The organism is Fibrobacter succinogenes (genome assembly GCF_902779965.1).
GTDB classification, from domain to species: Bacteria; Fibrobacterota; Fibrobacteria; order Fibrobacterales; family Fibrobacteraceae; genus Fibrobacter; species Fibrobacter succinogenes_F.
Genome location: NZ_CACZDK010000037.1, coordinates 15,488 through 35,236, shown reverse-complemented (window position 1 = coordinate 35,236; position 19,749 = coordinate 15,488). Strand labels below are relative to the sequence as shown.

13 protein-coding genes are annotated in these 19,749 nt (G+C 43.8%); 1 reads left to right on the top strand and 12 read right to left on the bottom strand.

Annotated features, from left to right (window positions below):
- A partial coding sequence (leuB, locus tag HUF13_RS14530; protein WP_173475801.1) for a 3-isopropylmalate dehydrogenase occupies positions 1 to 856 on the top strand: 856 nt, incomplete at its 5' end.
- A 135-nt stretch (positions 857 to 991) separates the two neighbouring features.
- Here the strand turns inward: leuB and HUF13_RS14525 are convergent.
- The 12 genes from HUF13_RS14525 to HUF13_RS14470 all read right to left on the bottom strand — a co-directional run bounded on the left by HUF13_RS14525 (position 992) and on the right by HUF13_RS14470 (position 19,745).
- Positions 992 to 3,400 (bottom strand): hypothetical protein, encoded by a 2,409-nt coding sequence (locus HUF13_RS14525; protein ID WP_173475800.1) that lies wholly within the window; start codon positions 3,398 to 3,400, stop codon positions 992 to 994.
- Position 3,401: 1 nt separating this feature from the next.
- On the bottom strand, positions 3,402 to 4,229 hold the full coding sequence (locus HUF13_RS14520) for a TIGR02147 family protein (protein WP_173475799.1): 828 nt from the start codon (positions 4,227 to 4,229) through the stop codon (positions 3,402 to 3,404).
- A gap of 192 nt (positions 4,230 to 4,421) precedes the next feature.
- The gene (locus tag HUF13_RS14515; protein ID WP_173475798.1) at positions 4,422 to 5,555 is read right to left on the bottom strand and encodes a hypothetical protein; all 1,134 of its coding nucleotides are present in this window, start codon (positions 5,553 to 5,555) and stop codon (positions 4,422 to 4,424) included.
- Between the two features lie 108 nt (positions 5,556 to 5,663).
- Positions 5,664 to 7,637, bottom strand: a complete 1,974-nt coding sequence (locus HUF13_RS14510; protein ID WP_173475797.1) for a hypothetical protein — start codon at positions 7,635 to 7,637, stop codon at positions 5,664 to 5,666.
- A 39-nt stretch (positions 7,638 to 7,676) separates the two neighbouring features.
- On the bottom strand, positions 7,677 to 9,689 hold the full coding sequence (locus HUF13_RS14505) for a hypothetical protein (protein WP_173475796.1): 2,013 nt from the start codon (positions 9,687 to 9,689) through the stop codon (positions 7,677 to 7,679).
- Positions 9,690 to 9,838: 149 nt separating this feature from the next.
- Entirely contained in the window at positions 9,839 to 10,435 is a 597-nt protein-coding gene (locus HUF13_RS14500) for a nucleoside monophosphate kinase (RefSeq protein ID WP_073424361.1), read from the bottom strand.
- Between the two features lie 339 nt (positions 10,436 to 10,774).
- Positions 10,775 to 13,288, bottom strand: coding sequence for an ATP-dependent Clp protease ATP-binding subunit (locus tag HUF13_RS14495; RefSeq protein WP_173475795.1), 2,514 nt, complete (start codon positions 13,286 to 13,288; stop codon positions 10,775 to 10,777).
- Positions 13,289 to 13,495: 207 nt separating this feature from the next.
- Entirely contained in the window at positions 13,496 to 14,167 is a 672-nt protein-coding gene (locus tag HUF13_RS14490; RefSeq protein ID WP_173475794.1) for an ABC transporter ATP-binding protein, read from the bottom strand.
- A gap of 158 nt (positions 14,168 to 14,325) precedes the next feature.
- Positions 14,326 to 15,573 (bottom strand): FtsX-like permease family protein, encoded by a 1,248-nt coding sequence (locus HUF13_RS14485; protein WP_173475793.1) that lies wholly within the window; start codon positions 15,571 to 15,573, stop codon positions 14,326 to 14,328.
- Between the two features lie 41 nt (positions 15,574 to 15,614).
- The gene (locus HUF13_RS14480; protein WP_173475792.1) at positions 15,615 to 15,998 is read right to left on the bottom strand and encodes a four helix bundle protein; all 384 of its coding nucleotides are present in this window, start codon (positions 15,996 to 15,998) and stop codon (positions 15,615 to 15,617) included.
- A 66-nt stretch (positions 15,999 to 16,064) separates the two neighbouring features.
- Positions 16,065 to 17,570, bottom strand: a complete 1,506-nt coding sequence (gene lysS / locus HUF13_RS14475) for a lysine--tRNA ligase (RefSeq protein WP_173475791.1) — start codon at positions 17,568 to 17,570, stop codon at positions 16,065 to 16,067.
- A gap of 225 nt (positions 17,571 to 17,795) precedes the next feature.
- On the bottom strand, positions 17,796 to 19,745 hold the full coding sequence (locus HUF13_RS14470; protein WP_173475790.1) for an LTA synthase family protein: 1,950 nt from the start codon (positions 19,743 to 19,745) through the stop codon (positions 17,796 to 17,798).
- Positions 19,746 to 19,749 lie beyond the last annotated feature (4 nt).

Genomic DNA, 19,749 nt, shown 5'->3' with positions numbered 1-19,749 from the left:
GAAGTGGGAACACCTCCCCCCGAACCTGCAGCCGGAACGCGGCGCACTGCTGCCGCTCCGTAAGCACTTCAAGCTTTTCTGCAACCTCCGCCCGGCCCGCGTCTATAAGGAACTTGCAGGCGCTTGCCCGCTCCGCGCTGACATCGTCGGTGACGGTTTCAACATCCTCACCGTCCGCGAACTGACGGGTGACGTTTACTTTGGCCAGCCGAAGGGCCGCGAAGGCGTTCCGGGCTCCAAGGAAGAAATCGGCTTCGACACCATGAAGTACAGCCGCTACGAAGTGGAACGCATTGCCCGCTTCGCTTTCGACGCCGCTATGCTCCGCAACAAGAAGGTTGCTTCCATCGACAAGGCCAATGTGCTCACCACCAGCGTTCTCTGGCGCGAAGTCGTGAACGAAGTCATCAAGGACTATCCGGAACTGACTCTCGAACACCTCTATGTCGATAACGCCGCCATGCAGCTCCTGAAGCGCCCGCGTGAATTCGACGTGCTCCTCTGCCCGAACCTCTTCGGCGACATTCTCACCGACGAATGCGCCATGCTTACCGGTTCCATGGGCCTCCTCCCGTCCGCTTCTATCGCCGAAGGCTCCTTCGGTCTGTACGAACCGGCCGGTGGTTCCGCTCCGGACATCGCTGGCAAGGGTATCGCAAACCCGCTCGCCCAGATTCTCTCCGTGGCTTTGATGCTCCGCTACACCTTCAAGGAAGAAGAAGCTGCAAAGGCTATCGAAGCTGCTTGCGAAAAGGTGATTGCTCAGGGCTACCGCACTGGCGACATCTACCAGGAAGGCTGCACCAAGGTCGGCACAACCGGCATGGGCGACGCTATTATTAAGGCTTTGGCATAAGGAGATTCCCGATCAAGTCGGGAATGACATTTCAAAACAAATTTGCCACCGGTTCACGCCGGTGGCTTTCTTTATGCAAAAAGCGACCGGATTTCTCCGGTCGCTTTTTGGGTTGGACTCTATAACTCTGCAAGTTTATAACATGTATGGATTCTTGAACGCAATTCGCTTAATTGAAAAATCGACAACGGATTCTTCTTGACCGGTATATTCGAAATGGAATTTTATCCCAGTCACATGTTTAAGAGCCTCTTTCAACTCCATTTTGGTTCCCCATCCCGCTTGTCTAAAATCTTCCCATACATAACAATTCAGAACGGTCGAATTCGTTGAACGCAGACGAGCCGAAAATAAATCAAAATTGATAGTAGCACCCAGTGAATCGCTCATGTCAAGTTGCAAATAAACTCGAGTAAATCCTGTACTTGTATATCCTGTATTTGAAAGGTCAAAATCCAAACATATTCCCTCTTTATCCGTAATATCAACCGCGTCATGGCCTCCCTTGCCGTCTTCCCCGGCAAGCCAAAAACCGAGATTCACAAAAGGAGTTCGTATCGAGGTTTTGGCAAAATAAGCACTTCCTTTCAATTGTCCATCATTCCGAAGCAATGTATCTAAAGCGTTCGGGTCGTTCCAATCTTTAACGACATAACCATTATTCCATTCAATATGCGATTTTCCGCCATCCGCAGAATCCGTCACATAGAACCATTTGCCCGAAGTTCCCGAACCATTGTCAAATCCGGTATTGACTTTCGTCCAAACAGCATTCCAGATGATTCCATTTTTTCCATAGCTATCTACGCAATTGTCTAATGCATTTTTACGCTGATCTAGGTAATATTTTTTTGCAGCATTATAAACATCCAAAGAATCTGTATCGTCTTTAAGCCCAAGTTCCTGCAAAAATTCCTTATATTCGCTGGTGTAATACACGTTTCCGCTTTCACAACGAATCGATTTGACCATCGGATGTGTAATTAAAGGCTCTGCCAATGGACGCTTTTTAAGGGAAGAAACCAGACGGGGTTCCCTTGAGTTAAATTGAAGAACACAGTATTTGGAAGCCTCGTCCAAAGAATCCAATTTAGAAAGGGAATCTAATTCGTCTATAAATGCAGCATTTGCCGCCACGGAAGCATCTTTTGTATAGGGCAAGTAATGAACGCTCCTATCCATAAGGATTTCGTCAATACGGCAAGAATCAGGAACAATTTCACCATTGAACAAAGTATCTCGCAATTTCATACACTCACCAAAGAGCGAATCAACAATCAACTTTTGTTGTTCAAAAACAACGTTTGCCTTAGCGTCAAAAATTTCCATCATTTGAGTAAACTCTCGAGACTCGCTGACGGAGCCGTCTGCACATACCAAAGTCTTTGGGATTGGATTGTCGCACGGACGCTCCCAGTTTACAACTTTATGCGTTTCCGTAATGTAGGGCGTAGGTATGTGTCCAAAGCATTTTTCTGTTTTATCTGAAATAATCGAGGACTCATTTTTTATCTGTCCAATTTTCTCATTGATATAGCGTAATGTTTTCTCGAATCCTTCACGTTCACTCCGTTCGTCCGGATAAGTACATTCACAAAAATAATCTCTCACAGAATCGGGACTACAACTTTTATCTACGGAATGTAAGTTCGTGGTAGGAGCATTTCCCGAATAACGGCCTAAACTGATAATATCAAAGTATTCGCTGACAGGATAACCATAGTTATAATTCGTTGATATAGTAAAGCGAAATCCCTGCAAATGTGAGAGAGCTTCATCCATCGATATCGGGATGCCCTTGATTCCAACATCTCTAGGCAAAACAAAGCTATTCCATGGATAACACACTTCTTTTCCGTTTACACCCCCATCTGCGTTTTCTTTCGGATAGTACGGTAGCTTGACATTATAAAAATATCCAGCCATGACAGTATTCAAGGAATCACCGAGATCCAATTCTATTTCCATGCCAACTGCAATATATTCTATACAAATACCTTGCATGTCGTGCACATCGGCACTTTCAAACTTACCAGAAGAATCCTTGCCTGCTAAACTGAATTTCAGAGTAAACGAAGTGATTTCTCTACTGGGAACAGGGACATATCGTAAAGAATCCGGTAACTGTTTAAATTCAATAGTTCCACACAAACTACCATTACATTTGTCAATAACATCAGCAAGAGCTGTCGAATCATCGGTATCGGCGAGCGGGAAGTTCCAACCGGTATGAACAATGCTATCATTTAAAGCGTTCACAGACCAAGTCCAAATACCCGATGTATTTGTTCCGTTATCATAACCAGTATGTACGCGATAACCGGACGTGCGATTCCACATATCACCGGACCAATAGCATCCCGAATCCTCAGAATTTTGCGATTTTCCCGATGCGATGCGACTGCAATGGACATACATCGATGAATCAGCAGTCACCATGTTCGGGTCTTCGGTCGAACCCGATACAGGAGAGACGTTTTCTTCAGAACATGCGGCCCAAAAGAGAAGCATTCCAAGAGCAAATAAACTGCAAAGTTTTTTCATATCAAGCCTCCTCATTTAATTTCCATGTCATCGGAAACAGTTGTAAATTCAGACGGTAAATCTGGTCAGCGTTTTCAGCATCCGCCGCAATCGCAATGATTTTCTTCCTGAAAGCATCCACTTCCTGAGAAATTCGTTTGTAGCATTCTCGGTTTACCGTAAAAGTCACGCCAGAAACGTTGCGTACATCCGGTGCAAAGCGTTCGATAGATTCATCGGCAAGTTGCAACATTTTGTGTTGCATCGCATGCACGGCATAGACCATACCTTCTTTGGATGCTGTAACGTTCTTTTCTGTTTGACGGTACGCTCCGTCAGCATCTTTCTTTAGGAATCCTGCTTTCGTTAAAAAATCGAGCGACGCACTGACATCGGCAGCGGAGATTTCGTTGCAACATTTTTTCGCAATCACCCCTGGAGTAGCGCCCTTCATCCTCGGAGCCAGTTCGCGGATTACGGAATTTTTCCAACCGTCAAAGTATTCTACAGCTTCTTTATCGACAACGCGTACTTTATATTCCAGTGCTATCTGGCGCATCTGTTTCCAGAACGGCATTTTAGCGGAGTCGTCCTTGGCATTGCAAAAATTCACCAACGCCTTGAAATATTCCGCTTCGAAACCGGCAAGTTCCATTGCCGAAATCATACGGGGCATTGTCACGCGGCTCAAATTGCTCTTGCCTTCGCTCACAAGCCGCAAGTAAGTCGGAGAAGAAAACCCCGCTAGTTTCGCGAATTCCCGCCAGGAAAAATACGAAGTTCTTTTTCGATCTTCGTAGAAATCCTTGATCAAAGAATGGTAATCTTTGTATTCTGTTATCGGTTTCATGTAAACAAATATAGGTTTTATTGTTTACCAATGATACAAAATCAGTATTTTCATTAAAAAATCAATAGCAGAATTAAAGATTTTTCGTATATGACACAACAGGATTCCCGACTACGCGAGCATGATGCGTTTTGCACACACAAAAAACCCCGGGATTAACCCGAGGCCATCAAATAGCGTAATTTTATGAACTTACTTTGCGCAGCCAGTGCCGAGTGTTCCCATCAAGGTAGATTCGCACATCGAAGCCATCTGCACAGCTTCATCGCTACCGGCCGGGTATTCGAGGCATTCGCCCAAAACGCCCGGAATATCGCAAGAAACCATATCACCCGTAGAGACGGATCCGGTGCTGGAGCTAGATCCAGAATCCGTTACAGAGCTAGAGCTGGATTCCGTTTCGCTGCCGGCCGGAATTTTTTCCTTGCACATGCGAAGTTCGCTATTGTACATAGATTCCTTTTCAGAGGTAATGCCCGAAGAAGAAACATCCATCAAGCCATCAGCGGAGCAGTAATTGTTTCCAGAAATATCCGTGAAGTTCTTCGCAATGCATTCTGCATGCTGCAACGGATGCTGTTCAGCCTTCACGCGCAACTTCTTATCAAAAAGGAACGACTGAATCACGACAACGCTGTCCTGACCACGCCAGCCTTCATCGAGATAAGAATAAGACCACACATTGTCTTCGGCCTTGAAATCGCAAGTCGTCTTTGTTGCAAGAGGAATCTTATCATAGGATCCGCCGTTAACCGCTACGCCACAAGCTTTCTGCACGGCGGCATGAACAGTTTCGCGAGCGTTAGCTGCAAAGTAACCCTTTTGTGTAACCGTACCGGCAATGACAACCGTGCTACCGTCGCAATACTGCACGCCAACAAATTGACCATCACTGGAACTAAAATCAGAAGCACCATCAGCGATCCTGCAAATCATACTAGCCTGGTTACCCGTATAGCGGATCGTATCGAGAATAACAAGGTTTTCGCCATCAATTTTATAGATAGTCTTGACATTGGCATTACCCTTGCTATTGCTTGCCTTGTAAGACATTTCCCAAAGATTGTCTGTAGCCGCAAAAGTGCAAGGTTCAGCTTTAGCAACGGAAGAACTAGAAACTGTTGCAGAAGAACTAGAATTTGCATCAGAAACACTCGAAGAACTTACAGCAGAGCTAGATTCCGGAGCAGAATTTCCGACACTTGAAGAAGAATTTTGATTACTCGGGGCATCAAAAACCGGAGATGAAGAACTATCATCTCCGCAAGCCATAAAGCTCATCGCTGTCGAAAGAGCAATACCCAAACCAACTTTTTTATAATTCATAAATAACTCCTTTTTATTGAAAGTTTGGGACAATATATAAATTATCCCAAATAAAAAACAAATCAAAACACATGTAAAAAAATTTTTCAGCCAAAACGAATATTATCATCACTCATCAAATTTCACATTGCTTTTAGCTAGCGTTACGTATGGTTTCAAGGAACTTGGAATCATCCATTTCTTGCGTTTGAAATCATAGCTAAAACGTTCTTTATGATTCTGATTATTCAAAGTCGCTACAATCCGATCGCCATCCATAATCGTCAAGGATTCGTAATCTAAATTCAATGCAGGTTTTACAATTTTAGATGAATCCTCGGCATCCGGGCTTATACGTATAAAATAATCAAGTCTTCCATTATTTTTCGAAGAACCATCGCCAAACAAAATCTTTTTATCGCCAAGATTAATTTCATTCACGCGAGCAGATAGCTTTAAATCAATAGCGTCAACATAGCTGTTATCAAGAACCATGTAACCCAACAAAAGATAAATACGATGCTGGATATAAGCAACAAAATCAACATCAAAACTTTCAGTTTTAAACAAGCCAAAATCAATATTCTTAGTAAGTTCAAGTGGTTTAAGCGTTATTTTATAAACCAAAACATTTTCTTGATCCCGAAGTCGAATCGTTCGATTCTTTTTTACCTTCGAATAGCTCATTAAATTAATCAGTCCACTTTTATTATAGACATCATCCAAATCTTCAAAGGATTTATTATACATCGAGACATTCCGTAATGTCATGTTTTTGCGAATATGTCGCTTAAGCGAATCGGTTATCTCTTTTATTTTAATTTTTCCGCCTTCAACGCCTTCCTTCAATTCTGTAGCCTCCGTAGTAGCATACAGAACAAATCGGTCATAATTATCAATGGTTTCGATTAAGTTTTTCAGACTAAAAAAATCTCTTCCAAATGAAAAAACAGGATTATCTAAAAAAGGAATTTCTAATTCTTCAAACGCACCGAAATATTCTTCTATAGACAGATAAAAATTTTTATCATAGTATTGTTCCAAATAATCTTTTACAGGGAAATCGACTCTTTTGACCTTCTTAACTTTTTCTATTGGGCCTACATTATCTACAACACCATTTCCCGTTATAGAAATGTTCAAAAAATCCCACTTAACACCAATCGGCAAAGACTCTGTTTTTTCATCTGTTATGCCTGGAAAATCCAAAACAACCGATATCACGTTAGATGAAAATAAAATCTTTTCATTTTCATAATGCATTGTATTTTCCGTCAAAATAGATGCATCCACTTCGGTTTCTGTTCTAAGGTTGCCTAATTTAACTTTCTGATTTTTTATTTTAGGAGTATATTCTATAAAAAACTTGTTATAAAGTGGAAATTCAACAAATTGATCATTTGTATCCAAATTCAAAAGATCTATTGAATGAGATTTTATTTCTGATCTATTAGAAATGATATAACCACTTATACCCATCTTAAAATCTATTTCAGAAAACAATTCTTTAATAGTTTGTAAAGAATCAATACTTTTTCGCAATTCGTTTAAATCCAATCGGAAAGAAAGGTTGCTCCACTTAATTTTCGAGGCGATTACATTCAACAAAGCCGTTTTTTCTTTTTTTACGAGTTCAAGCATTTCAAAAATGCTATACTCGTTATCCCCTATTTTCAATTTTTTCCCGACAAACGGGATTTCATAATTTTCATCTAATTTAAGAGAGGATGTATCAGAAGCCGTTTTTTGTGATTTAAGCCTATAAACGCCGCTCCAAATTTTAAAACTTTTCTGGTAATTCTTTGCTTTTTCTTCAGGAGTATAATTTACAGTATCTTCAATGGAGCCTTTCGGGAAAAGATAATTTATCTTAGGACGATCAGCAGGACGGAATCTCCAACTAAATTGCGATGGATGAATACGTACACCAGGTTTGGGATGTGGGTGTACACGTGGTTTTGGGTGAACCTCTATCACAGAAGGTTCCACAACATTCTCACGATGATTTTTGGCTATATCCTTATCTTCATTGCATGCGGAAAACGCTAATGCCAGCAACAGCATTACAAGAACATTTAAGCCCCGCGTTTTCCACGAATTCATACACACCGACAATCTCATTTTCCAAGCCTCATAAGTTTATTACTCGTCAAATTTCATATTACGTTTAGGCAACGTTACATACGGTTTCAAGGAACTTGGAATCATCCATTTGTCAATATTAAAATCATAGCTAAAACGTTCTTTATGATTCTGGTTATTCACAGTCGCTACAATCCTATCGCCATCCATAATCGTCAAGGATTCGTAATCTAAATTCAAAAACGATGGTAGAGTCATAACAATATTCTTTAAGCCCTCATATATCATATGCATATTTATCAAATAATTAAGCCTACCATTTTCAAATAAAATTTTTTTATCACCAAGTTTTATTTCATTCACGCGTGCAGATAATTTTAAATCAACGTCATCAAGGTAACAGTCTTCACCAATCACAAAATCACCAGCTATATAAAAAGCCTGCTTTACATAGGTTTCAAAATCAACCGTAAAATTTTGAACTTTCAACAATCCAAAATCAACAATCTGATTGTATCGTAATAATGCTGGTGTAATTCGATACACCAAAACATTTTCATTTTCGGGGAGTTTCATTTTACGATACTTTTTCTCTATCGGTTTCGTTAAATCAATAAAATTCCTTTTATTGTAGGGAAGAAATAAGTAATCAAAAGATTTGTTACACATAGCGGCATTACGTAACGGAATATTTCTGTCATAGTACAACCTCAACATTTTCCCTACTCCTTTTAAATTAAGTATTCCACCGTCACCCGTTCCTTTTACATCTAAATTAGAATCCACATAAAATTGAAGAAGTCTACTGTAATTTTCAATAGACTCAAGAACACTCTTTATACTAAGATTTTTTTGATTAACAGAGAAAAACAGTTTATTCAAGAAAGGAATTTTTATCGAATCTAGAACATTTAAACCATCATTGAATTTTAAATAATAATTTTGAAAATAATCATTCACACTATCCTTCGCATCACCTTTGATTATAGAAATAATCTCCGTTGATTGATTAAAACTATTTACAACAACATTATCTGTTATTCCTTCACTTGTTATTAAAATTTTCAAATAATCATCTTTTACGCAAAGTCGCATATTTTTAGTATTCTTCGGTGTAACACCCAAAACATCAACCAAAATTTCCATGACATTGGACGAAAGGATAAAATGATATCCTTCTTGATAAACTCTAGCTTTTGTCGAAACAGCTACTTCAATTTTCGATTCTATTTCATGATTATCAAAATGAACTTTTTGTTTTTTTACTTTGGGATAAAAATCTACAAGCAAAACATCATATGTCGATAATTTAACTTCTTTTAAATTTTCATTCAAATTAAGCAGGTCGAATGTTTTTGAATAGCACTCACTACATATTTTTTTAACCTTGACATCTATCTCATAAAAGAAATCGTTAACATTCATTTTTTTCTGGGACTTCTCAGTAACAGTCAAATTTTTTACTGTTTTCCTTAATTCAGTCAAATCAAGCTTTATAGAATTCCAAGGTCCAGTCATATTCTCTTGGATTACACCAAGCAATTTTTCATTAAAAACTTTTATCGTTTCAACAAGTTCTGAAGCACTATATTCTTCCCCACCAACATTCAGATTTCTTCCGACATACGGAATCTTAAAATTGTCATTCAACTTAAGGAAAGATGTATCTTGATTAACAGATGATCTATCCGAACTGGATTTTTTTGATTTAAGCCTATAAGCGCCGCTCCAAATTTTGAAACTTTTTTGGTAATTCTTTAATTTTTCTTCGGGAGTAAAATTTAAAGTATCTCCAATGGAGTTTTTCGTAGAAAAATACGCTATTTTTTTGGGGAAACCTGTACAAGATCTTTTATTTCCCCAAGAACTTTTCTTTGATTTGTAAAGGGACTTTTTCTCTTCTTTTTTTTCAACCACCCTATTATCGAACTGCACCGTTATCATTAATTGAGATTCATCAAAGAATTCATTCTTATCTTCATTACATGCGACAAACGTCAATGCCAGCAACAGCACGATAAGAACATTTAAGCCCCGCGTTTTCCACGAATCCATACACATCATCAATCTCATTTTCCAATCCTCATAAATTTATCTTTATTATTTTCCGCAATATACAAAAAAAGCCCGACTCAAATGAGCCGGAACTATGTTAACTTTATTTGTCACTTATCAATCCTATCGGCTTTTCAGCCTCCAGGATGACAGTTTGTTCAAATCAATTAAGCGTTCTTCGTGAAGTCCACGTATGCCTTGAGCACGTCGAGGAAGACTTCGTCCGGAGTGTTGTCGCCAACGATGTGGCTGATGATCTTCGGATCGTACTTTTCGAGAACCTTAGCAGTGGATTCCTTGTAAACATTGAGACGGTTCTTGATGACGTTCACGTCAGCGTCGTCCTTACGGCCTTCGATCTTGGCGCGGTTGAGGAGGCGAGCAACGATGGTTTCTTCGTCCTTGATGTCGAGAACAAAGATGTGCTTCACGTCAACGATCGGCTTGATGAGATCGACCTGAGCAACCGTGCGAGGAATACCGTCGAGGAGGAGGGTGTCCTTTTCCGGGTTGAGCTTGTTCGTGTTCACGAGACCTTCGACAAAGCGGCCGAAGATTTCAACGGTGGCTTCGTCCGGAACGAGAAGGCCCTTGCTGGAGTAAGAAGCAAGGAGCTTGCCGGATTCGCTAGACGGAGCGATGCCACGGAAGATGTCGCCCGTGGAAAGGTGCTTGAGAGCAGTCGTTGCAGCGAGCTTTGCGCCCACAGTGCCCTTGCCAGAACCCGGAGCACCAAAAATAAGAACAGCAGAAATCTGAGACATTGATAACCTCATAGGTTGATTGTTAAAATTCCGAGGCAAATATAGCTTTTAGAACCTAGAACTTAGAGCTTAGAACGTCGAAAAAGACGCTTTTCAGCTATGGAGTATGGGATGTGGGGTATGAGGTATGAGCTCGGGGCTTGCGCCCCTTTGAGGTATGGGCAATTGTAATAAGAAATGCCCAAAGCCTTGCAAAACAAGGCGACCTCATAGCCCAAAGCGAAGCGTGCTCAATAGCGTGCAAAACGAGTGTCGCAGAAAATGCTTGCATTTTCTATGACCGAGTGCAGCCGCGGACGCTGGAAGCGTCAAAGGAGCTTTAGCTCCGTGCCCATAGCTCTACGATTGTATTTTCTCGCATTTAAAAGACAGCTTGCCGTCTTCGACGCCCACGTAAATTGTGGAGAAGTCCGTCATCGTCCCGAGCAAAAGGCCTTCAGCGATTTCGTCTTCCACCAGATTCTGGATGGAGCGGCGGATCGGACGTGCACCCAACGAAGCATCGTAATTGTGGTTTACTACAAATTCCTTTGCTTCCTGGCTCATTTCCAAAAGGATTCCGCGGTCCGAAAGATTCTTCTGCAAGAATCCCATCTGGATATCCACGACAGAAACGAGGTCCTTTTTCGAGAGGGCGCGAAACACAATCTGCTCATCCACACGGTTCAGGAATTCCGGAGAGAACACGCGCTTCACTTCTTCGCGAATGGCAGTTTCCATGCGTTCGTAATCATCCGTCTCGCCCATTTTGGTAAAGCCCATGCCACTGCTATGGCGGACTTCGCGAGCACCGGCGTTACTCGTCATGATAATAATCGTATTCTTGAAGTTAATTTTGCGGCCATAGCTATCCGTCAAAATGCCATCGTCCAAAATCTGGAGAAGCAAGTTGTAAATGTCCGGATGCGCCTTTTCGATTTCATCCAAGAGCACCACAGAATACGGATGCTTGCGCACCTTTTCGCTGAGCTGACCACCGCCATCTTCAAAGCCTACGTATCCCGGAGGCGCACCAATCAAGCGGCTCACGCTATGCTTTTCCATGTATTCGCTCATGTCGATACGCACAAGCGAATCTTCACTGCCGAAAAGTTCCTTGCAAAGCACCTTCGCAAGTTCCGTCTTACCCACACCCGTCGGGCCAAGGAAGAGGAAACTGCCCATCGGGCGCTTGTTGTTGCGGATGCCAGCACGGCTACGGCGAATCGATTTCACAATGGCATCAACAGCTTGGTCCTGACCAATCACGTGCTGCTTGATTTCATCGCCAAGGTGAATCAGCTTTTGCGCTTCTTCTCCACCGAGCCTGCGAACCGGGATTCCCGTCATCTTGCTGATAACATCACGAATAACGTTATCATCGACAATCGGTGTTTCCGTATTTTCATTTTGCAACTGCTTTTTGCGTTCAGCAATCAAGTTCTGCAAATCTTCTTCGCGGGCGCGATAGTCCGCCGCAGAGGCATAATCCTGATTGGCAACAGCTTCTTCTTTCTTCTGGAGACATTCACCGAGTTCGTCTTCCATGTTCTGCAAGTCTTGCGGAATCTTGATGGAATTCAAACGAACTCGTGCGCCCGCTTCATCGAGCACGTCAATCGCCTTGTCCGGCAAGAATCGCTCGCTGATGTAACGTTCACTTAATTCAACAGCGGCACGCACGGCATCCGGCGTGTAATGAACATTATGATGTTGCTCATACTTCGGGCGAAGGCCATCGAGAATCTGGATGGAATCTTCGACCGTCGGCGGGTTTACCACAATCGTCTGGAAACGGCGTTCGAGCGCAGCATCCTTTTCGATATACTTGCGGTATTCATCAAACGTCGTCGCGCCAATGCACTGGAGTTCGCCACGAGCAAGAGCGGGCTTAAAGATATTCGATGCATCGAGGCTACCTTCGGAGCCACCAGCACCTACAATCGTATGGAGTTCGTCAATGAAGAGAATCACGGAATTGCCCACGCGCTGGAGTTCCATGATGAGGCCCTTCACGCGTTCTTCGAACTGGCCACGATACTTTGTACCGGCAACCATTGCAGCCACATCGAGCGTCACTACGCGCTTGTTGGCCAAGAGGTCCGGAATCTTGCGCTGCACGATCTTGAGTGCAAGGCCTTCAATAATAGCGGTCTTACCCACACCCGGTTCACCGATGAGCGCCGGGTTGTTCTTTTTGCGACGGCACAGAATCTGGATCAAGCGTTCAATTTCAGCTTCACGACCGATAATCGGATCAAGTTTGCCAGCGCGAGCCATCGCTGTAAGGTCACGACCGAAATGTTCCAGAATCGGAGTCTTGGAGCGCGACGGAGAAGCCTGACGCGTCTGCGTATAACGTTCACGCGGTTCATCTTCGGACTGACCATCATCCAACGGCTGACCATCAGCCTGACGCTTGATTTGCATCAACATTTCTTGATAATTTTCAAACGTCACATTGTACGTCGAAAGCGTTGCCGCAGCCGGAGAATCAGTCTGTTGCAAAATAGCAAGCATCAAATGTTCCGGACCAATGAACTGAACGCCCTCTTCTTTGGCAATCTTAGCGGCATTGTAAAGCACTGCCTTGCACTGCCCCGTAAACGTCAAAAGACCGCCGTGAGCATCGCCACCGACCGTCATAAGGCCACCATTCGTACTCAACGCGCGCTGGATCGTTTCGCTCAGCTCCGTGAGGTTGACCTTAAGCGCTTTCAATGTTTCGGAGGCAACACCAGAATCCTCACGAACAAGACCAAACAACAGATGTTCCACCGTCACACAATCGCTACCTAAATTGCGTGCCGCAATACGAGCCGCTTGCAGAGCGGCCTTCGCCTTCGCTGAAAAAATACCGTTAATATCTGCCATAATTGCTTTTGTCATTCCCGCCGCTGAGCGGGAATCTCCTATTCATTCTCTTATCACACTCAAAAGATAGTTACTTATCTATAGTGATTAGTGGTTAGTAGTTAGTGATTAGTAGGATGTAGGCAGTAGGAAGTAGGAAGTTTTTTATAATCGCGGCGTAGCCGCCTAACTAATCCTGTTTACTAGCCACTGTTTACTAGCCACTCACTATTGAATCACTCCGTTATGCATGACGACTCGACGTTTTGCAAACTGTGCCAATTTTTCATCATGCGTCACAATCAAGAACGCCTGATGGAACTTTTCATTGAGTTCGCCAAAGAGTTCGTTCAACTTCGCCGAATTCGCTTCGTCTAGGTTTCCGCTCGGTTCATCCGCAAACACAAGGGACGGATTATTCATGAGCGCACGCGCAATTGCAATTCGCTGGCGTTCACCGCCCGAAAGTTCTCGCGGCAAATGCTTGAGGCGATCTTTGAGACCAACCGTTTCCAAAAGCATCTCAGCACGTTCGCGGCATTCCTTTTCGGGCGTCCCGAGAATGCGGCCCGGCACGCAGACATTTTCCAACGCCGTAAATTCCGTGAGCAAATGATGAAACTGGAAAACGAACCCAACATGTTTCCGATGATACATATCGCGTTCTTCGCTATTGAACTTGCTAAGCGGTTTGCCGTTGAATAAAATCTCGCCCGAAGTCGGAGTATCGAGCATTCCGACCAAATTCAGGAACGTCGATTTACCGGAACCCGAAGAACCCGTGAGCGCCACAAGTTCCCCCGCTTCCATCGAAAAATTCACGCCCTTCAGGATTTCAAGAGATTCACCCGTCTCGGAGAAGACTCGCCGAAGATTGATGGTTTGAAGTAAACTAGACATAGTAGGAAGTAGGAAGTAGGAAGTAGGAAGTGATGCTTAAAATAAAAAACAAAATATTAAAAATCCTTTTGACATAAAATGGTCTAATTATTAATGACAAAACAGCATAGAACATAGCAAAACCGTCTACTTCCTACTGTCTACCGTCTACTAAAAAATTATTCATGTCTAATCGCTCCTACGGGATCCAAGCGGCTAGCCTTCCATGCGGGCAAAAGCGTTGCCGACACGCAAAGTACAATACCAATGACAAAAATCAAAATCACATCAATCGCATGCACAGAAATCGGGAAATATGGAATCACGTAAACATCGCCCGGAAGCTTGATAAAGTGGTAAGCCTCTTGCAACTTGCAAAGCACAAGACCAATCGTCCCACCCACAACGGTTCCGCCCACGCCAATGAAACTTCCCATCAGCATGAACACGCGCATCACGCCCGCCTTGCTAAAGCCCATGCTGCGCAAGATACCGATTTCCTTCGTTTTGTCGATAACCACCATAATGAGGGAGCTGATGATGTTGAATGCAGCGACCAAGATAATCAAACAAATCACCGCCGCCACAATGAACTTTTCGTAATTCATCCACTTGAGCAGCGTGATGTTCTTGGACTTCCAATCCATCCCGTAGTACGGATAAGACAGCCACGTAGCCATGCTATCGACCGCCTCGCCCGCTTTCCAATGATCCTTGATGCGGAACTGGATGCCGGTCACGGTGTTTCCCATGCCGAGCAACTTCTGCAAATCCGAAATGCCGACATACGCAAGGTTGCCATCGTACTCGTAAGTGCCTGTTTCAAAAATGCCGCTCACCACGCACATCATCATCTTCGGGCCGCCCGCAGACATCGCCTCGTCCGGACTCTGGAACGTCTGCAATACAAGCTTGTCACCAACGACAACGCGCAAACGCGCCGCAAGGCCAGTACCGAGAATAATTCCCGGACGGAGCTTACCGCCCATGTCTTCGAGGCTATCAACGGAGTACTTTCCCCACTTGATATACTTGTGGATGTCCGTCACGCCTTTGGCAGTTTTATCATCAATGCCATAAATGACAATGCCATCGTTCACCTTCTTGGAGCTGATGCCCACCTTGTAAATGATAAACGGCGACGAAGCGACTACATCAGGCACGCGCTTTTGCACTTCCTGCGTGAGGCTATCGTACGGACCAATCGGATTGCCATTGTACGCCATCAGTTCAAAGTGAGCGTCCTTCCCAATCATCTGGGCCGTGACCTCTTCTTCGAAACCGTTGACCGCCGCAAGCGCCACCACCAACGCAAACACGCCAATGGAAACACCGAGCATACTGAAAATACCAATAAGCGAAACAAAGAGACTCTTACGTTGAGCCCCCAAGTAACGCCAAGCGATGAGAAGTTCGAGTTTTTGCATTTTAGACGAAAGACGAGATTTTAGTGGTTAGTGGTTGGTGGTTAGTGGTTGGGATGTTTTATCACAATACGAGAGTCTTGTCGCATTTTTAAGATGGCAAGCATCTTTCCGATTTCATCCAACGAATCTCTTATTTCAGAAACTGCAGATGAACTAGCTAAACCAACACGCTCACACAAAAGCAATTGAGTTTCTAACTCAGCCTTTGATCCAAGGGAAATGCCTAAAAAATGAGCAAACTCTTTTTTAGACTTGCGTCCTTCACCTTCTGCAATATTACTGGCTATAGAAACAGAAGCTCGCCGCATTTGGGATACTAGTCCAAACAATTCCTCTTTAGGAAACTGTTTCGTCAATTGATAAACCGCAACGGTCAGATCAATCGCTTTTTGCCAGACTACCAAATCTTTATAGCTTTGAGCCATTGCATTCCTTTATGCATTCCTGTTTACTAACCACTAACCACTGTTTACTAGCCGTAAGGCTCCGCCTTACGTTTCCGGTTTCATGAGCGGGAACAGTTGCACGTCGCGAATGGTCTGCTGGTTCGTGAGGAGCATGACCATGCGGTCGATGCCGAAGCCCACGCCGCCCGTCGGCGGCAAGCCAGATTCGATGGCATGCATGAAGTTTTCATCCATCGGATGCGTTTCACCTTCACCACCGCGGCCACGGCGGACCTGGTCTTCCAAAAGTTCGCGCTGACGGATCGGGTCGTTAAGTTCGGTGTAAGCGTTACCGAGTTCCCAGCCGTTTGCATACGGTTCGAACTGTTCGATAAGGCCTTCGATAGTGCGGTGCTTCTTGCAGAGCGGAGTGCTTTCGGTGGGCATGTCCTTGATGAATGTCGGCTGGATAAGCTTGTCTTCAACAGTCAATTCGAAGAGTTCGAGAATGCCACGACCGCGAGAGAATTCGCCATCGAGGTGACCGCCCAGCTCTTCCATCTTGGCCTTGATTTCGTCATCGCTCATTTCGTTCACCTTGAGGCCGCCGAACTTTTCGATAGCTTCGATCATGCTGTAGCGCGGCCACGGAGCCTTAAAGTCGATTTCCTTGCCCTGATATTCAATCTTGGTGGTGCCATTTGCAGCAATGCAAGCGCGTTCATAAATGTTTTCGAAGTGAACCATCATGTCGTTGTAGTCGGCATAAGCTTCGTAGAATTCGAGGCCGGTGAATTCCGGGCTATGGGTGCGGTCCATGCCTTCGTTGCGGAAGTTCTTGGAGAATTCGAAAACCTTTTCCATGCCGCCCACGATGCAGCGTTTGAGGTAAAGTTCCGGAGCAACGCGCAAGTAAAGTGTCATGTCGCAAGCGTTGTGGTGCGTGGTGAACGGACGGGCGTTTGCACCACCGTAAATCGGCTGGAGCGTCGGGGTTTCGACTTCGATGAATCCCTTTTCGATGAGGTATTCGCGGATAGCCTGCATGATCTTGGAACGCTTGATGAAGACTTCCTTCACGTCGTCGTTCAGGGCCATGTCGATGTAACGCTGGCGGTAACGAGTATCGACGTCGGCAAATTCGTTGAACACGACCTTGTTGCCGTTTTCGTCAATCTTTTCCTTAGCGACCGGGAGCGGGCGCACAGCCTTCGAAAGCATCGTGACCTTTTCGGCACGCACAGAGTATTCACCACTCTGCGTTTCGAACATCGTACCGTTCACGCCAATGAAGTCACCGAGGTCGGTCATCTTCACGATTTCGTAGTTTTCTTCGCCCACCTCGTCACGGGCAACGACAACCTGCAAGCGACCATAACGATCCTTCAAGTGCATAAAGCACATCTTGCCCTTGCGATTGAAACGAACCACGCGGCCAGCAAATGCCACCGGTTCCTTCGTCACCATCAAGGCTTCCTTGTTTTCCTTCAAAACCTTGGAATCGTGGGTCCTGTTAAACTTGTGAGGATAAGCCTCTACACCCATTTCCTTGAACTTGTCGAGCTTAGCCAAGCGAGCCTGCACCTGGTCATTCATATCTTGCATTGCCATATTGTTTTACCTCGTGAATAAATCACGTCTTAAATTTGAACGGGGTAAAGATAGCAAATGGCAAGAGTCGCGGCAAAAGTGAGCAAGGCGAGAAAGCGCAAAAACTTATTTTTGCATTTTCGAATCGCAGCCACGAATGCCATAGGCGTCAAAGAGCGTTTGCACTTTGACATGACCGAGCCGAACGATTTTGCGCTCTGAAAGGCTAATACGCTTGAACGTTCTTTACTTAGGCGGTCTGAGCTTGTTTTTATATATCAGATACTTCCAAGCATTGGCAACGGCACGCATCGTTTTTGTCTTTGCCTCCAATTCTTCTGCCGAAATTTCGGTAGGAGCCGCCTGAACAAATCCATCGACCAACTGCGTTGTATCCCAAGCGGGTTCCAAGTACGTCTTTAAAGCAACGGCTTGATTGTTCCCTTGTATAGGAGAAAGATAATAGGTCATGGAATCTACCCACATTCCCATATCGCCATACTCAAAGGAAAACACGGAAGGCAATTTCTTTGTCGAAAGACTGTCACGTTCACTTAGCAAATCTATTCCCATAAAATGATTCGACACATCTAAATTGAGATAGCCGAGAATAGAAGAAGCTATGTCCGCTTGCGATACTTGCTGAGTTGCCAGCTGGGGCTTTATGTTTGGACCCTTAAATAGGAGTGAAATCCAAGAGTGACCATCATTGATTTTTCCAAGCTTTTCTGCGAGGTGGGCTTGTTTACCTGTCGGGAAAGAGTGATCGCCCGTCAAGACAAACAAAGTATTATTCGCCCTTGGACCGTTTTCAACAGCATTCATAATAATACCAAGAGCGCTATCCATGTAAACAGCGGCTCGCATGTAAGCTACAGCAGGGTCATCCGGAGTGGGCCCCATATCTTTAGGCAGTTTGAAGGGAACGTGCATACTGCGGCTCATCCAATGATAGAACAACGGCTTACCTTCAGGTCGTTCCTTGTAATGTTCAATGAAACGATTTGCAAGCGTGACATCATTACTATTGTCAATAAATTCTACATAATCAAACCACTGCTTAAACCAAACTTCTTCGTTAGCAAATCTGGGATCAGTCCCCATCAAAACTTCCGTGTGGTAGCCAGCATCACGCAAAATTTCAGGTAACGACCTCATCCGTGTCGTAGGATAATTGTTTAAAAACACGACATAAGGATGACTTAGGATGCCTTCCATGATTCCGAGCAAACCTTCGATGGAAGGGGCTCCCACGCTATGCGTGTTAGGGAAATAAAGACCTTCGAGAGCAAGCTTGCACAAATGAGGAAAAGTCTTGCAACTGGAACCGATGCGCATATCGCTTGTCCAACCGCGCAAACTTTCGATAGTGAACAAAATAATATCCGGTTTTTCGTCAAGAGATTTTAATTTAAAGTTTTCAAGAGACTGAGTTTCGTTTTCTGCATTTTTCCAAAATGGGTATTCAGCATCGGGATTCCCGCCAAGAGCAATAACGCCTTCGCGATAATTTTCAGGAGCATGCCGAGCATCAAGAGTGCTGATAAATTCACTTACAAATGAATAAAAGACAGGCTTAATGCGAACCTGTCTTCGCGGCAACGGATTAAACCACCAAAAAGATGTACAGCCGACAACAGCCAAAAGAAATGAAATGGCGAAAACCATTAACTGATTTTTCTTAAGAGGTCTTTGCATAATTTGACGGAAATCCGCCTTGACCGTAACTATAGCAAGCAAAGCACTGAACAATGTGCAAAGAACAATGGTCAGAATAAAATGAAACGCATCTCCCGAAAAAACATCTAAAACAATAGACGTGTCAGCAAATGCCGTTAAATAAACACTAATAAAAGAAGGCGTAAATTTTTGAAACATCCAACGTTGGACTTCGTCATCAATACCAGATGTAATAACATATAGAGAACCAAGAATTACAATAAACGCTTTTAAGACGGTCAACCCTTTACCGCGAATCCAAAAAGACGCCAGAATAAAGCAAGTCATCAAAGCCATGACGACCCCAGATTCTACGTAAATAGAATGCCATAAGAACTTATTTACGTTTTCTACGACTGGACCGCCAAATGGATTCTTAAAAAAGTACAAAGAACAAAGGAGAGATATTCTTCCGATTATTAAAATGGCAGAAATGGCAATCCAATAATAATGGGTACTTAAAATTTTTTTAATCATAGTT